This window comes from Ferrovum myxofaciens, from assembly GCF_013181415.1.
Classification (GTDB): domain Bacteria; phylum Pseudomonadota; class Gammaproteobacteria; order Burkholderiales; family Ferrovaceae; genus Ferrovum; species Ferrovum myxofaciens.
In genome coordinates, this window is record NZ_CP053676.1 from 779264 (window position 1) to 793632 (window position 14369).

The 14369-nt window shown below is 54.3% G+C and carries 12 protein-coding genes and 2 tRNA genes; 3 read left to right on the plus strand and 11 right to left on the minus strand.

The genetic code is table 11. The features are described 5' to 3' along the window. Complete coding sequence (locus HO274_RS03810) at positions 1-945, minus strand: ABC transporter permease (RefSeq protein ID WP_031595141.1); 945 nt, start codon at positions 943-945, stop codon at positions 1-3. 12 nt (positions 946-957) lie between these two features. Further along, on the minus strand, positions 958-2733 hold the full coding sequence (locus HO274_RS03815) for an ABC transporter substrate-binding protein (RefSeq protein ID WP_273121601.1): 1776 nt from the start codon (positions 2731-2733) through the stop codon (positions 958-960). Between the two features lie 166 nt (positions 2734-2899). Here HO274_RS03815 and HO274_RS03820 point away from each other — a divergent pair, with 166 nt between their 5' ends. Beyond that, the gene (locus HO274_RS03820) at positions 2900-3685 is read left to right on the plus strand and encodes an enoyl-ACP reductase FabI (protein WP_031595137.1); all 786 of its coding nucleotides are present in this window, start codon (positions 2900-2902) and stop codon (positions 3683-3685) included. Positions 3686-3717: 32 nt separating this feature from the next. On the opposite strand, the gene HO274_RS03825 is transcribed toward HO274_RS03820, so the two are convergent. The 4 genes from HO274_RS03825 to HO274_RS03840 all read right to left on the minus strand — a co-directional run bounded on the left by HO274_RS03825 (position 3718) and on the right by HO274_RS03840 (position 7545). After that, positions 3718-5634 carry a SurA N-terminal domain-containing protein gene (locus HO274_RS03825; protein ID WP_273121603.1) on the minus strand — a complete coding sequence of 639 codons (1917 nt, stop codon included), beginning with the start codon at positions 5632-5634 and terminating at the stop codon, positions 3718-3720. Between the two features lie 200 nt (positions 5635-5834). Beyond that, a complete protein-coding gene (locus HO274_RS03830) occupies positions 5835-6413 on the minus strand; it encodes a hypothetical protein (RefSeq protein WP_031596575.1) in 579 nt (192 codons plus the stop codon). A gap of 3 nt (positions 6414-6416) precedes the next feature. After that, positions 6417-6767, minus strand: coding sequence for a hypothetical protein (locus HO274_RS03835; RefSeq protein WP_273121606.1), 351 nt, complete (start codon positions 6765-6767; stop codon positions 6417-6419). After that, positions 6754-7545, minus strand: coding sequence for an LPP20 family lipoprotein (locus HO274_RS03840; protein WP_031596578.1), 792 nt, complete (start codon positions 7543-7545; stop codon positions 6754-6756). The genes HO274_RS03835 and HO274_RS03840 overlap by 14 nt, the downstream gene beginning before the upstream one ends. Positions 7546-7782: 237 nt before the next feature. Here HO274_RS03840 and HO274_RS03845 point away from each other — a divergent pair, with 237 nt between their 5' ends. Beyond that, entirely contained in the window at positions 7783-8673 is an 891-nt protein-coding gene (locus HO274_RS03845) for a creatininase family protein (RefSeq protein ID WP_273121609.1), read from the plus strand. A 47-nt stretch (positions 8674-8720) separates the two neighbouring features. After that, positions 8721-9848, plus strand: coding sequence for an outer membrane protein assembly factor BamB family protein (locus tag HO274_RS03850; RefSeq protein WP_051862118.1), 1128 nt, complete (start codon positions 8721-8723; stop codon positions 9846-9848). A gap of 114 nt (positions 9849-9962) precedes the next feature. Here the strand turns inward: HO274_RS03850 and HO274_RS03855 are convergent. The 5 genes from HO274_RS03855 to clpX all read right to left on the minus strand — a co-directional run bounded on the left by HO274_RS03855 (position 9963) and on the right by clpX (position 14332). After that, positions 9963-10039: transfer RNA gene (locus HO274_RS03855), tRNA-Asp, on the minus strand. A 31-nt stretch (positions 10040-10070) separates the two neighbouring features. Then, a tRNA-Val gene (locus HO274_RS03860) sits at positions 10071-10146 on the minus strand. An 8-nt stretch (positions 10147-10154) separates the two neighbouring features. Further along, a complete protein-coding gene (locus tag HO274_RS03865) occupies positions 10155-10427 on the minus strand; it encodes an HU family DNA-binding protein (RefSeq protein WP_062187982.1) in 273 nt (90 codons plus the stop codon). Between the two features lie 138 nt (positions 10428-10565). Further along, positions 10566-13004: an endopeptidase La gene (gene lon, locus HO274_RS03870; RefSeq protein WP_035417195.1), complete on the minus strand. Its 2439-nt coding sequence runs from the start codon at positions 13002-13004 to the stop codon at positions 10566-10568. A gap of 71 nt (positions 13005-13075) precedes the next feature. Continuing rightward, complete coding sequence (gene clpX / locus HO274_RS03875; protein ID WP_031596587.1) at positions 13076-14332, minus strand: ATP-dependent Clp protease ATP-binding subunit ClpX; 1257 nt, start codon at positions 14330-14332, stop codon at positions 13076-13078. Between the last annotated feature and the right edge of the window lie 37 nt (positions 14333-14369).

The following is a 14369-nucleotide window of genomic DNA, read 5'->3' on the forward strand; positions in this document are numbered from 1 at the left end:
CTACTCCAAACGTACCCGGGGGTCCAGCCAACGGTAACACAGATCGCCCAGTAAATTGACTGCCAGGGTGGCCATGGCCACATACACGGTGATTGCCTTGATCAAGGGAAAATCGCTACGTTCCACGGCCAGAATGATTTCCCGTCCGATGCCAGGAATGGCAAAAAACCGCTCCAGAAGAAAAGCGCCCGTCAACAATCCGGGCAATCCCATCAGAACATTGGTCACGATGGGAATGGCCGCGTTACGCAGAACATGCACAAAAAGAATGCGCATTTCCGACAATCCCTTGGCACGCGCTGTCCGCACAAAATCCTGATCGATCTCTTCCAGTATGAAGGAGCGATAGAGCCGGATCGAAGGCGCAACACTCACAAAAAGGCCCAGCAACACAGGCAAAAGCGCGTAGACCCGTAAATTGGTCAGAACGGAATCGCTCCACCCCTTGACTGGAAACCATCCCCACAGGTATGCAAATACGTATTGTCCTACGATGATGTAGACCAATAAACTGATGGACATGGCCACCGTACTCACCATGCGCACTCCCTGATCCAGCCAGGACCCCCGCAACGCCGCCACCAGCAGGGCCACGGCAACGGCCACCAGCGTTTCCAGAACCAGCATGGGAATCAGCAACGTCAGAGAAGGTCCCAACCGGGAGCGGAAAATGGCGGAGACAGGTTCATGGGTGGCCCAACTTTCCCCATAATCTCCGCGCAAAACCTGCCCGACAAAGTCCAGAAACTGTTGCCAGAGTGGGCGGTCGAGGCCCAGTTGGTGACGCACGTTGGCCAAATCCTGCGCGCTGGCCATTTTGCCCGCCAGGATCGTGGCAGGGTCTCCCCCCACCCAATTGAACAGGACGAAGACCAGCAGGATCACCCCCAGCAAAGTCAGCAGAGCCTGTCCCAGGCGCCGAACCAGAAACAGTAATCCACTCATGTTTTTTTCTCGTCAAGGAGTTCGGTCATTCCTCTCCTCCACATCCAGGTAATTCCATACCGAAGGCAAGATCGGATGCGTCCGGTAACCCAGGACCCAAGGCTGGGACAGGACATTGCGCAAGGCTGCCGTACTGACCTTGGTCACCCCATACAGTTCCAGGCGGCGCGCCAAACGATGGTACAAGGCATCTCGCCGGGGGGAATCGGGCAGGGTGAGGGTTTGCTCGTACAGCCGGTCCCATTCCGGATCCTGATAGCAACTGGCATTGTTCTCATGGGTATGCGGTCCGTACCAGAGTTGCATGAAATTGTCTCCATCCGGGTAATCGGCAATCCAGGCCGACAAGCGAAACTGAACCTGGCATTGGCGTTCTGCCCGGATGATGTCCGGAAACTTGAGTTTATTGCTGGAAAACCGCAGGCCGATGCGGTCCAGGGATTTTTTCATCACCTCATCCAATTCACGATCCTGCGAAGAAAGCCCTGTGGTGTACTGAACTTCCAGGGGTTTTCCATCCGGCTGAAGACGATAACCATCCCTGCCCCGTCGATAACCATAGGCATCGAGCAGTTGATTGGCCAGTTCGGGGTCATAATTCAACAAACTCTGATACTGGGCATCGGCACCCGCCACGCCTGGCGGAATCGGGTAAGTCATCCGAATCGCTTGGCCCTTGTCGATGACCCGCATCATTTCTCCATCATTCATCGCCAGAAAAATGGCGCGCCGCAGGGCAATTTTGGCGGGGGCCATGCCCCCCAACAAGGGGTCCTGCTGATTGATGAAATAGTAGGCAATGGCGGGTTCCACGATCCGGTCCAAATGAATCCCGCGCCGAACCCATTCCGGACGCAATTGATCCCCACTCAGGGCCAGGGGAGAAAACTGGGCAGGAATCCCCAGAATGTCCAACTCTCCCTTACCAAAACTGAGCCAGGCCGACTGGGCTTCCTCGATGATTTGAATATCGATCCGATCGATCTGGGGCAGCGTTTTTCCTTCCATTTGTGCCACCAGACGTTGGTTTACCGGATCCTTTCCGGGAGAAAAATGCCAGATTTCAGAGCGGTAGTTGGGATTACGAATCAATTCAATGCGCGCTGAGCGCAACCACTGTCCCAGGCGATAGGGTCCGGTACCCACCGGATGGGACGCCGTGTCCCCGGCATACGCCTCGATTACCTCCCGGGCCACAATGCCCATGACCGGCTGGGCCATGGCATGCCCAAAGTCGTAGTCGGTGGTTTTCAGGTGCACGCGCACATGCCAGGGATCCAGTACCCTCAACCCCGCCACGGGGGTATCATAGTCAAAATGCCCTGTCACTCGGGCCTGAGCCGCACGCTCATCCAGTCCTTCGATTTTTCCTTCCAGCAAAAACTTGTAGGGAGAACGATTTTTTGGGTCCATGAAACGCATCAGGGTATAGACCACATCGGTCGCGGTCACCTCCCGCTTCTTGCCCCGGAAAACGGGATCGGGGGAAAAATACACCCCTTTTTTCAGGGTAAAGGTCCAGATGCTCCCCTGTCCGCTCACGCTGGGCATGGCGGCTGCCAAACGCGGAATCAGTTTGGCAGGTCGTGCCAGATAATCATAGGTCAGCAACGATTCGAACAGTTGCTGTTCGACGGCGGCCGTATTGAGGTCGGAAGTCTGGACCGGATCAAACCCCGTTTCAGAGGCAGAAAACGCCACATGCAGAACCTTTTCCCGGGCCTGCAGCGGGGACATCCACAACAGGGCCAAGGTCAGCCCCAGCACCCAAGCGCTTATCACCTTCATCCATCGCCCTCTTTCATGCCCTTTCCTCTTCTTCGTCACAGCAGAACCCATTCCCCCCCGACCTATGCCCGGTTTCATTCACCCCATCCCCCATTCTATCGCGTCCCACTGCGCCTTTCCGAAGGGAATGGTTTATCATGGTGCCCTGACAAGAGGAGACCAACCCATGGGATTTTTGGCAAACAAGAACATACTCATCACCGGATTGTTGAGCAATCGTTCCATCGCTTGGGGTATCGCCCAAGCCATGCAAAGGGAAGGGGCACAACTGGCCCTTACCTATCAAGGCGATGCGGTGCGCGGCCGAGTGGAGAAACTGGCCACAGAATTGGGGGTTACTGAACTCTATCCCTGTGACGTAGCGCAAGACGATCAAATCGAGGCTCTCTTTCATTCACTGGGACAACGCTGGGACGGACTGGATGGTATCGTTCATTCCATTGCCTTTGCCCCTCGTGAGGCCCTCAGCGGGACTTTTCTGAATTCGGTAACCCGGGAAAACTTTCGTATTGCCCATGACATCAGTTCCTATAGTTTCGCGGCCCTGGCCAAAGCCGGTGCCCCCCTCATGGCCGGTCGTCAAGGTGCTCTGCTGACACTGTCCTACTTGGGCGCCGAACGTTCCGTACAAAATTACAATGTCATGGGACTGGCCAAGGCCAGTCTCGAGGCCAATGTCCGTTACCTGGCACAAAGTCTGGGGCCTGAGGGCATTCGGGTCAACGGTATTTCTGCGGGTCCCATCAAAACCCTGGCCGCCGCCGGCATCGGTGATTTCGGCAAGATTCTTGGCTATGTGGAACAAACCTCCCCCCTGCGCCGCAATATCACCATCGAGGAAGTGGGAAATGTGGCGGCTTTTCTGTGCAGTTCCCTGGCTTCCGGTGTAACGGGAGAGATTCTTCATGTGGACGGCGGTTTTTCCAGTACCGTCCCCGGCATGGGTGGCTGAATCATAGGGAAAACCCGGAGGTCTCCGGAAGGTCAGTGCTGGGGAGACTCTTCCAGCACGCTCTTGTCCACGACCTGAATGGTGGCCTTTTTACGCAAAGCGGCCATGAATTCTTCCATGGCTCCATCTCCATAGGCGCGCGTCAAACCCGTTTCAGCTTCTTTGCGCGTGGCAGATTCATCGGTACGTCCCGGTTGAATCTGAGTAACCCGCACCAGCACAAACCCGCCCTCGGGGGTGGACGCCCCCGCATAACCGGGCAAATGTCGTTCATCCACCCGGAAGGCAGGGGTCACCACTGCGGAGGGCAAACCGCCGGCATAGGCCTGCTGGCGTGTCAAAAGCCGCTCTCCTGACCAGGTCAGGGCAGGGTCCGTCCTGCCTGCCTGTAATTCCTTGAGTTTTTCTTCTCCCGCCTGACGGGCCAAAACCGCCGCCTGCTGTTCCTCCAGCCGTTGCTCGATGGAAGGAGCCACCTGTTCCAAGGGTTTCAGCATCGCCGCTTGATCCTGGGTGACCCGGGCGGCCACCAGCAGACCCGGCGCCACCTCGATGGCAGGCGTATTGCGATGATCTCTGATCACTGCTGAAGAAAATAATGCCTGTTGCAACTTTGGATTGGACCAGATTCCTGTTTTCTGGTCTTTGCTGATCCCACTGGCTGTCTGCACCGTCAAGTGAAATTTGTCGGCAGCCGGCTGCAAACTGCCGGATTGCTCATAAACCAGGGTAGTAAAGGCATCGGCCTCCTCGGAAAATTTCTGGCTGGCCTTCTGGCGGCGAATCTCTGCAGTCAGTTGGGGCGTAACTTCCTCAAGACTTAAATGCTTCGCTTCGTGGATATCCGTCACCTGAATCACATGATAACCAAAGTCTGTTTCAACGGGTCCGGAAAATTCCCCCTTGTTCAAGGCAAACACGGCTTTCTCGAAGGGAGGCGTCATGGTTCCCCGGGCAAAAAACCCTAGATCCCCTCCCTGACTTGCCGATCCCGGGTCCTGGGACTCAACTTTGGCCACCGCCGCAAACTGTTCAGGATGAGCCTGCAAACGCACCAGTAACTGTTGCGCGTGCTGTTTGATCGACTGTCGTTGGGCTGGACTGGCTCCATTGGGGATGGTGAGCAGAATATGACGTGCCCGGCGCATTTCCTGCCCGGTCCAGCGACTTTGGTTGGCGGGATCCGCATATGCCTTGCGTAATTCCTCGGGTAGAACCGTCACCGCCGCCGCTAATTGATCCGCTGCCAAGGTCAGGTATTGAATGGAAACCTGTTCGGAAATACGGAATTCATTCGGGTGCGCTTCATAGTATTTCTTGACCGCATCGGCGGCCAGCTTGACCTTACCCAAAAATTGGGCCGAATCCAGGGTTGCGGTGGACACGGCGCGGATCTGTCCATCCAGTTTGAGAAAGGCATCAAGGCTTTGCTCAGGCACCCATGCCGTAGTAGTCAGGGATTCCTGTTCCAGTTGCAATTTCAGGTCAGCGCGCAAACGCTTCTCGAACTGAGCGGGCGTCATCCCCTGAGCGCGGAGCACTTGCTCATAACGGGATTGAGAAAACTTGCCGTTTTCCTGAAACACGTCCACCCGTGAAATTTCATCCACCAATAATTGATCCGGAATGGTCAGATGGTGATCGTCGGCATATTTGAGCAATAACTGGCGATTGACCAGCGCGTTCATGGCTTCATAACGCAGCGCCGGAGAACTCAAAGAGGCGGAATCCACTCCCCCTGCATTCTGCATCTGTTGCTGTTGATTGCGCAGGGCATCGCGGAACTCTGACTGCGAAATGGCCACGCCATCCACTTTCAGCACCGCACCCCCCCCACCGCCTTGGCGCAGGTAGTATTCCAGACCAAACAAGGCAAAAGGCACGGTGATCAGAACAAGCACCACCTTGGCAACCCAGGTTTGAGACAACGAACGAAAACCATCCAGCATGAGAACCTCTCGAAACAAAAAAACCGTTGATTTCTCAACGGCCTTTGTTGTTTTGGCGGAGCGTGTGAGACTCGAATCCGCGATTCCCGGCGTAACAGGCCGACACCAAAACTCATTGAATACGGGCGATTATAGCCGTTTCATAGTCCAAAAACAACTAAACTCCTCGCCTCGTTCCTTCAGAGAAGCCAGAGGGAAAACTAGGGAGGAGGCGGGGGGGATGAAACATTCGATTTTTGACTTCTTTCCCCGGTCCACCATCCCGGCGGAGGGGGCGGAATGTTCATCGAGGATCCCTTCGATCTCCCCAACTGTGCTTCCAGCACGGCATTTTCGCGCTCTTGTGCGGTGAGTTGGTCCAAGAGTACCTGTTTTTCAGCCCGATCATGCTGCGCTGCCAGGATGCGCGCCTTGAGTTCACTTTCGTCCACGGTGACCCGTGCGGTCACCGACAGTTGCTCGTGTCCGTCTTTCAGCAACGAGAAATGCTCACTGGTTTCGACGATTTTGACCATGGATGCCGTAATGACCTTGGTTTCCTCCTGAAGATCGTCATTCTTCAGGGTGGTCCGGGTTTCAATGTACGCGCCCACTTCCCGCAGCGCCCGGGCACGAATCTCATCCATGGCATTTTGCCGGGCCCTGCTGCGACTGTCCGTCTCACCCATGTTGTACTGCACAGTATAATTGCGGGTCCAGGTTCCCGCTTCAGCGGAGAACACGCACAGGAAGAGCATGACTGCTGCCCCCGTCGACCTGAATTTCAGAGGGGTGATCAAAATTCATTTCCTCAGCAGTACGCAATACAGGCTCCCTTCCTGACCTGTAATGGTTTTTTCTTCCAGTATCTCCACGGGAGGCACGCCCCCTTCTGCAACTTCGTGAACGGTGCGGGTGTAAGTTTCGCCACTGACCTGTTCGCTTCCCCCCACCGACAGGTTCTTTGCCCGAGCCATATTACGCCGTGCATCGATGATCGCACGCTTGCGCGAGTCCGGATAATGCACCGGGGCACAACCCGGAAAAGCCATGCGCCCGGAGACCATGACCCCATGGGTTGCCGACTCCCACCCGGCTTGTACGCTCAAGGTGGTTCCTCCCAGCAGCGCGATCAATAGATTAGTTACCCGCATGATCGGGGTTAGGGGGAGGCGGTGCATCATTCGGACCCGGTCCCTCGCTCACAATGGGGGCAGGCGGGGGAACCGGCGACTCGATCACGGTGGTGGTGGTGAAGGGGATTCCTGGAGGAATCCCCGGAGAAGGTTGGCTGACCTGTTGTGCATTCTGTTTCTGCAATTTATTCAGCCGCCCGGACAATTCATCGAAGGAGTGCTTGATATCTTCGCTTGATGCGCTGGCCCCGCGTTCCTGAAGGACGCGATTCACCTGATTGTAGGGTAATTTCAGCAGAACATAGGCCGTATATGCCCCATCCACCGGGCGAACATTCTGGTGGATGACCTCGAAGCCCACAATGGGCACTTGACTGACCAAGCTGTCGATCAGTTGGGTGTATTGAGACTGGCTATAGTCACCGCTGTTAGCCTGCGAATACTGTCGCTCCGAACCGGAGAGAAGTTGGTTGTAGTTTTTGGCCAATCCGTATTCACCATCCAGCATGGCTTTGCGAATTGCCAGGCGGATCTTGTCAGACTCGCCAATACCCACGGCATAAACGCCGTTATCGTCAGGGGGTGGAGCCTGTATCGCCCACTCCGGAATTTTGGAAATATTGGTTTCAAGACGCTTCTGCTCAGCCGCCCGCTGATCTGCAGCAGCCTGCGTATGAATTTTCACGGCAGCAGCCTCATCCGCAGCGGTTTCTTTCATGCTGTTGGTGCTTGAGCAGCCGGACAGGACAACCAGGGCGCTGAGCACGCACAGGGCAATGACTTTCTTGTTCATCATGGATCTCCCAAGAGTTTGCGCTTGCTCATTGTACACAGGAAGCGCAACAACAAACCAGACACATGAGGTTACAAGTATGACAGTTCGTCAGTTACGAAAAATCATCCATGAAACTGTCTGATGCCGGATTCCTGCTTCGCCGATACCTTTTTTTTCCGATCTTTCAACCAGAACTCGATCTTTCCTCATTAAGTTGTACAATGGATTGATATACCGTCACGCTGACATCTTTTTCCAATGATGTATTCCAAAGCCCTGCAGGCCATTGCTCCTTTCATCCTCCTGACGATGTTCGGGGGAGTGTCTGCACGGGTCGTGGCTGCAAAGGAACCCCTGCCCACGGTCTACCTCGAGGAAATGACATCCCCCGAGTTGCATGAGCGTGTGCTGGCGGGTGTCACCACCGTACTGATCCCTATTGGGGGAACCGAACAGAGTGGAGCACATATGGTTTTGGGGAAACACAATGTGCGCGTCAAAGCACTGGCAGGAATGATCGCCAGGGAACTGGGCAATGCCATTGTCGCACCGGTTGTGGCTTATGTCCCGGAAGGAGATATTCATCCACCGACTTCCCACATGCGATTTCCCGGTACAATTTCCATTCCGGTCTCCGCCTTTGAATCGTTGCTGGAAGGTGCCGCCCGCAGTTTCAAACAACACGGATTCCATCGGATCATTTTTCTGGGGGATCATGGAGGTTATCAAAAAATCATCGGAAAAACCGCCCGGCAGTTGAACCAAGAGTGGGCCTCAGACCCCTCCTGTCGGGTTTATGCTTTGTCTGAGTATTACCAGGCAGGTCAGACGACCTTTGCAGAAGATCTGAAGGCCAGAGGGTTCAACGAGGCCCAGATCGGGGTTCATGCTGGTCTTCTGGATACTTCACTGGCACTGGCCATTGATCCCAAACTGGTGCGTGTGGACCAACTTGGCGGGAATAAAAAACCATCCGAACAAGAGGGGGTTCGCGGCGACCCCCGTGCCGCCACTGAGGAACTGGGGGAAATAGGCGTAAAGCGGATTGTGGAAGCTTCCGTGCAGGCCATTCGCAAACTTTCTCCCCTCGATTCTGCCCCTTTCAGGAACCCCGGCAGTTCGAAGAAAAATTTGGATCCATCCCGCTAAGACCCGATGGAAACAATCACCTATTCATGCTTAAAGGATCTCATTTCATGCAATCCTTCCGTTCAGGCAGACCCATACCGATTCAATCTGACAGGTTCATCAAGACTTCTCTCCTGTGGAGTACCCTGGTTGCTGGAGTTCTGGCCTGCCTGAGTCTTGCCACCCTAGCCGCCGATCCCACCGAGGGAACCCCACCTCCCGTGACCGGTAGCCGGAGCGCCCCGACCCCCTCTTGGGGCAAGCCACTACCCTATCCAGTGGTCATCGCTGATCGGCGTAACAACCGGCTTATCGAAGTGGCTCCCAACAAGGAGATCCTGTGGCAATTCGGTTCACCCAATCTGAAAATCTACCACGACAACGATGATGTATTTTTCTCACCCGATGGGCATTTGCTGGCCATTAGTGAAGAGGACAATCAGGATATTCACCTGATCAACTACGACAAGCGTGAACTGGCATGGAGTTACGGCGTTCCAGATGTTCCCGGTGTTGCTGACGGATACATGAATTTTCCGGATGATACCCATGTCATGAAAGATGGCACCATTCTGGTTGCCGACATTCGAAACTGCCGCATTCTGTTTCTGGACCGGGACACTTCGAAAATCAAGGTTCAATGGGGAAAGCCCGGCCGCAAGGGCGAGGCTTGGAGCCGAAATGCCAATTGCCGTCATGACCCCCCAAGATTTCTGGGATTACCCAATGGAGTAACCGAACTGGATAACGGCGATATCCTGATTACCGAAATTACAGGAGCCTGGATTTCTCAAGTCACCCGTGACGGAAAAGTGGTCTGGGCTACCCGGGCTTTTGGAATGCACTATCCATCGGATGCCATGCCCGCCCACGACGGTCAAATCATTGTGGCCGATTACAGCAAACCAGGTCGGGTGATTTTCTTTGATCCGAAACGACACAAGGTAACCTGGGATTACTCTGTGAAGGAGGGTGAGGGCATGCTCAATCATCCCTCTCTGGCTCAGGAACTTCCCAACGGGGATGTCATCCTGAATGATGATTACCGCCATCGGGTCATAGTGATCGACCGTCAGACCAAACAGATTATCTGGCAGTACGGGGTTACAGATCACCCCGGAAACGGTCCGGGACAACTGAACAACCCGGATGGAATTGATATCGATGTGTTTCGGGATTGGCACACAACACACTGAGATACCCGACCACGCTGGTGGTCGAATATCCAGTTTTCACGTCATGACTATGGAGGCCACCTCAAATGAAATGGAAACGGGTCAGCAGTTTTTCTGCTGACCCGCTTGTTTTATTGGCGGAGTGGACGGGACTCGAACCCGCGACCCCCGGCGTGACAGGCCGGTATTCTAACCAACTGAACTACCACTCCTTAACTTTTGACCGGCGAATGACCCGGTACTTGGTGGGTGCTGAGGGGCTCGAACCCCCGACATTCGCCTTGTAAGGGCGACGCTCTACCAACTGAGCTAAGCACCCAAAGACCGCTAGTTTACACTATCCTTGAGCACTTTACCAGCCCTGAATTTGGGAACTTTTGCGGCTTCGATCTGAATGGTTTCCCCTGTACTGGGATTACGTCCCGTACGCGCTGCCCGTTTCCCCACGTGAAACGTCCCAAACCCGACCAGAGAAACCTGTCCGCCCTTTTTGAGCGTCGACTGAATAGCGCTGATGGCTCCCTCCAGAGCCCGTCCTGCAGCCGCTTTGGAAATGTCTGCCGCCTCAGCCATCTGTTCGATCAGTTCACTTTTGTTCACCTGGAATACCCCTTATTGTTAGTTAGGAACAACAACAGCCCTCATCATCCTGCACGGGATGTTTCACTACAGGACGCATCGCCCTTTATAAGGGGCAACGCGTCCTCTGTCAACCATTTTCCGGCGAGTTGTTACAAATTAATGCGTGATGCCCGCAGGGGTGACCACGACTTCCCCGTGGGGCGTCAAGGGCGTCGCTGCCGCAGGAACGGGGGGGATCGATTCTCCTGCACCTGCCTCCGGCAAGGGCACCGGTTCTCGTTCCAATGCCAGGGCCAGAACCTGATCAATCCAACGGACGGGATGTAACTCCAGGCGTCCCTTGATGTTGTCTGGTATTTCCACCAGATCCTTACAGTTTTCCTGGGGGATCAAAACGGTCCGAATCCCCCCCCGATGCGCGGCCAGCAATTTCTCCTTGAGACCACCGATGGCCAACACCTCACCCCGCAAGGTAATCTCACCGGTCATGGCCACATCGGCCCGCACCGGTATGCCCGTCAGCACGGACACCATGGCAGTGGTAATGGCCGTCCCCGCACTCGGTCCATCCTTGGGCGTCGCGCCTTCAGGCAAGTGGATATGAATATCTGATTTTTCATAAAAATCGGGATGGATGCCCAAGCGTGTAGCGCGACTGCGCACCACGCTGAGCGCGGCCTGGATGGACTCCTGCATGACTTCTCCCAGTTTCCCGGTGGTGGTCATTTTCCCCTTTCCGGGTACCCGGGCCGCCTCGATGGTCAACAATTCACCGCCCACTTCCGTCCAGGCCAAGCCTGTCACCTGTCCCACCTGATTGGTTTTTTCTGCCACCCCAAAGGTGTAGGGACGAACGCCCAAATATTTTTCCAGATTGCGTGAAGTCACCGCCACCTTCCCTGTTTTCTTCGACAAAAGCAGGTACTTGACCACCTTCCGGCAGATCTTCGCAATTTCACGATCGAGGGCACGCACACCTGCCTCCCGTGTGTAGTATTGGACGATATCCCGCAAAGCACCCTCCGCCACCGAAATCTCATCTTCCTTCAACCCATTGGCCTTCAATTGTTTGGGTAAGAGGTATTGACGTGCAATATTGATCTTTTCATCTTCCGTATACCCCGACAGTCGAATCACCTCCATACGATCCAGCAGAGGAGAGGGAATGTTCAGGGTATTGGCTGTCGCAACAAACATCACATCCGACAGATCGTACTCCACTTCCACATAGTGATCGGTAAAGGTATGATTTTGTTCCGGGTCCAGAACCTCGAGCAAAGCCGAGGAAGGATCGCCCCGGTAATCCTGCCCCATCTTGTCCACTTCATCCAGAAGAAACAAAGGATTGCGCACTGCCACCTTGGTCAGACTTTGCAGAATTTTCCCCGGCATGGCACCGATATAGGTCCGACGGTGTCCGCGAATCTCCGCTTCGTCCCGTACTCCGCCCAAGGCCATGCGTACAAACTTGCGATTGGTGGCACGGGCGATGGATTTTCCCAGAGAAGTTTTCCCCACCCCCGGTGGCCCCACCAAACACAGGATAGGGGCTTTGACTTTATCCACCCGTGCCTGAACGGCCAGATATTCGACGATCCGTTCCTTGACCTTATCCAGGCCGAAATGATCCTGATCCAGAACCTTTTCACAGTTTGCCAGGTCCGAACTGACCCGGGTTTTCTTTTTCCAGGGCAGCGCCACCAAGGTATCTATGTAGTTACGCACCACCGTGGCTTCTGCGGACATGGGCGACATCAGACGCAATTTCTTGAGTTCTGATTCGGCCTTGGTCTGAGCTTCCTTGGACATGTGTGCCGTACGGATCTTTTTTTCCAGATCTTCAATATCCGCACCATCTTCGTTGTCTCCCAACTCCTTCTGGATGGCCTTGACCTGTTCATTGAGGTAGTATTCGCGCTGGCTTTTTTCCATCTGCCGTTTGACACGCCCTCGGATGCGCTTTTCTACCTGAAGAATATCGATTTCGCTTTCCAGCAGTGAAAGCAATTGCTCGATACGTTTACGCACGTCAAAAAGAGCCAGGACCTCCTGTTTTTGTTCCAGTTTCAAAGGAACATGGGTAGCCACCGTATCTGCCAGACGTCCCGCATCTTCGATACTGGAAAAAGAACTCAATACTTCCTGAGGAATTTTCTTGTTCAGTTTGACAAATTGCTCAAACTGCCCCAGCAAGGTTCGACGCAGGGCTTCCAGTTCCGAATGCTCGCTGGAAGATTCCTTGATGGGTGTTGCCACCCCAAGAAAATGGGATTGATTGGGTTCAGTAACCTCACTCACCGTCACCCGTTGAACGCCCTCCACCAGAACCTTGACCGTACCATCGGGCAGTTTCAGTAATTGAAGGATCGTGGCAATACTCCCCACGTCATACAATTCGTCCACTCCGGGATCATCGTTGGAGGCGGATTTCTGCGCCACCAACAGAATATTCTTGCCCGCTTCCATGGCCAACTCCAAAGCGCGAATGGACTTGAGGCGACCCACGAAAAGAGGAATGACCATATGTGGAAAAACAACCACATCCCGCAGAGGGAGCAGAGGTAATTGCACGGATTCCTGAGTGACTGTACTCATAAGAGATAACCTCTGAAAGTTGAACCTAACAACAGATGGGGGAAATCCTCAGAGGTTTCAAGAGGGACGGCCTAAACCCCCACCACTTTTTGTGTATCGGCATAGATCAGCAGGGGGGCACCCTCCGACAGGATGCAATTTTCATCCACCACCACCTTACTGACATTCTGACGGTTCGGCAATTCAAACATGGTATCCAGCAGCGCATGTTCAATGATGGAACGCAGGCCGCGGGCTCCGGTCTTGCGTTGCAGGGCCTTGCGTGCAATGGCCTGGAGTGCGCCGGGACGAAATTCCAGTTCCACGTTCTCCATGGAAAACAATTTCTGAAACTGGCGCGTCAGTGCATTCTTCGGTTCCGTCAAAATCTGGATCAAAGCCTCCTCATCCAGTTCCTCAAGAGTTGCCAGCACCGGCAAGCGCCCCACAAATTCAGGAATCAGGCCAAACTTGATCAGATCTTCCGGCTCCACTTCTGACAATGCCTGGGTCAACCCTCGATCATCCTTTCCCATCACTTCCGCGCCAAAACCGATACCTGATCGATCCGATCGGTTTCGAACGACCTTGTCAAGCCCACCAAAGGCACCACCACAGATAAACAGGATATTGGTGGTATCCACCTGCACAAACTCCTGATTGGGATGCTTGCGTCCGCCTTGAGGAGGCACGGAAGCCGTGGTCCCTTCGATCAGTTTGAGCAGGGCCTGTTGCACCCCTTCTCCGGAAACGTCACGGGTGATGGAGGGGTTATCGGACTTGCGTGAAATCTTGTCGATTTCATCGATATACACAATCCCTCGCTGCGCCTTGTCCACATCATAGTCACATTTCTGCAACAGTTTCTGGATGATGTTTTCAACATCCTCACCCACATACCCCGCTTCCGTCAGGGTAGTGGCATCCGCAATCACGAAAGGAACATTGAGCAATCGAGCCAGTGTCTGGGCCAGCAAGGTCTTGCCGGAACCCGTCGGACCAATCAGGAGGATGTTGCTCTTGGACAACTCGATTTCTTTGTCCTTGCCCTGATGGCGCAAGCGTTTGTAGTGGTTGTACACCGCCACCGCCAGAATTTTCTTGGCCCGTTTCTGATGAATCACGTATTGATCCAGTATATCGGCGATTTCCTGAGGAGTCGGCAAATCCGCCTTCACCTGGCGCGCATCGGCATCCTGAATTTCCTCACGAATGATGTCATTGCACAATTCGATGCATTCATCACAAATGAATACCGAAGGACCTGCAATCAACTTGCGCACTTCATGCTGGCTCTTGCCGCAGAAGGAACAATAAAGTAATTTTTCGACGCCGTTTTTATCGCTCATTTCTCTTTACCCACTCTCCGAATCCCTATCAACTCGT

Excerpts from the sequence above, each read along its gene's own strand:
- HO274_RS03820 (WP_031595137.1), top strand. The coding sequence starts at position 2,900 with ATGGGATTTTTGGCAAACAAGAACATACTCATCACCGGATTGTTGAGC.
- HO274_RS03835 (WP_273121606.1), bottom strand. The coding sequence starts at position 6,767 with ATGCGGGTAACTAATCTATTGATCGCGCTGCTGGGAGGAACCACCTTG.
- HO274_RS03810 (WP_031595141.1), bottom strand. The coding sequence starts at position 945 with ATGAGTGGATTACTGTTTCTGGTTCGGCGCCTGGGACAGGCTCTGCTG.
- HO274_RS03825 (WP_273121603.1), bottom strand. The coding sequence starts at position 5,634 with ATGCTGGATGGTTTTCGTTCGTTGTCTCAAACCTGGGTTGCCAAGGTG.
- HO274_RS03850 (WP_051862118.1), top strand. The coding sequence starts at position 8,721 with ATGCAATCCTTCCGTTCAGGCAGACCCATACCGATTCAATCTGACAGG.
- clpX (WP_031596587.1), bottom strand. The coding sequence starts at position 14,332 with ATGAGCGATAAAAACGGCGTCGAAAAATTACTTTATTGTTCCTTCTGC.
- lon (WP_035417195.1), bottom strand. The coding sequence starts at position 13,004 with ATGAGTACAGTCACTCAGGAATCCGTGCAATTACCTCTGCTCCCTCTG.
- HO274_RS03815 (WP_273121601.1), bottom strand. The coding sequence starts at position 2,733 with ATGAAGGTGATAAGCGCTTGGGTGCTGGGGCTGACCTTGGCCCTGTTG.
- HO274_RS03845 (WP_273121609.1), top strand. The coding sequence starts at position 7,783 with ATGATGTATTCCAAAGCCCTGCAGGCCATTGCTCCTTTCATCCTCCTG.
- HO274_RS03840 (WP_031596578.1), bottom strand. The coding sequence starts at position 7,545 with ATGATGAACAAGAAAGTCATTGCCCTGTGCGTGCTCAGCGCCCTGGTT.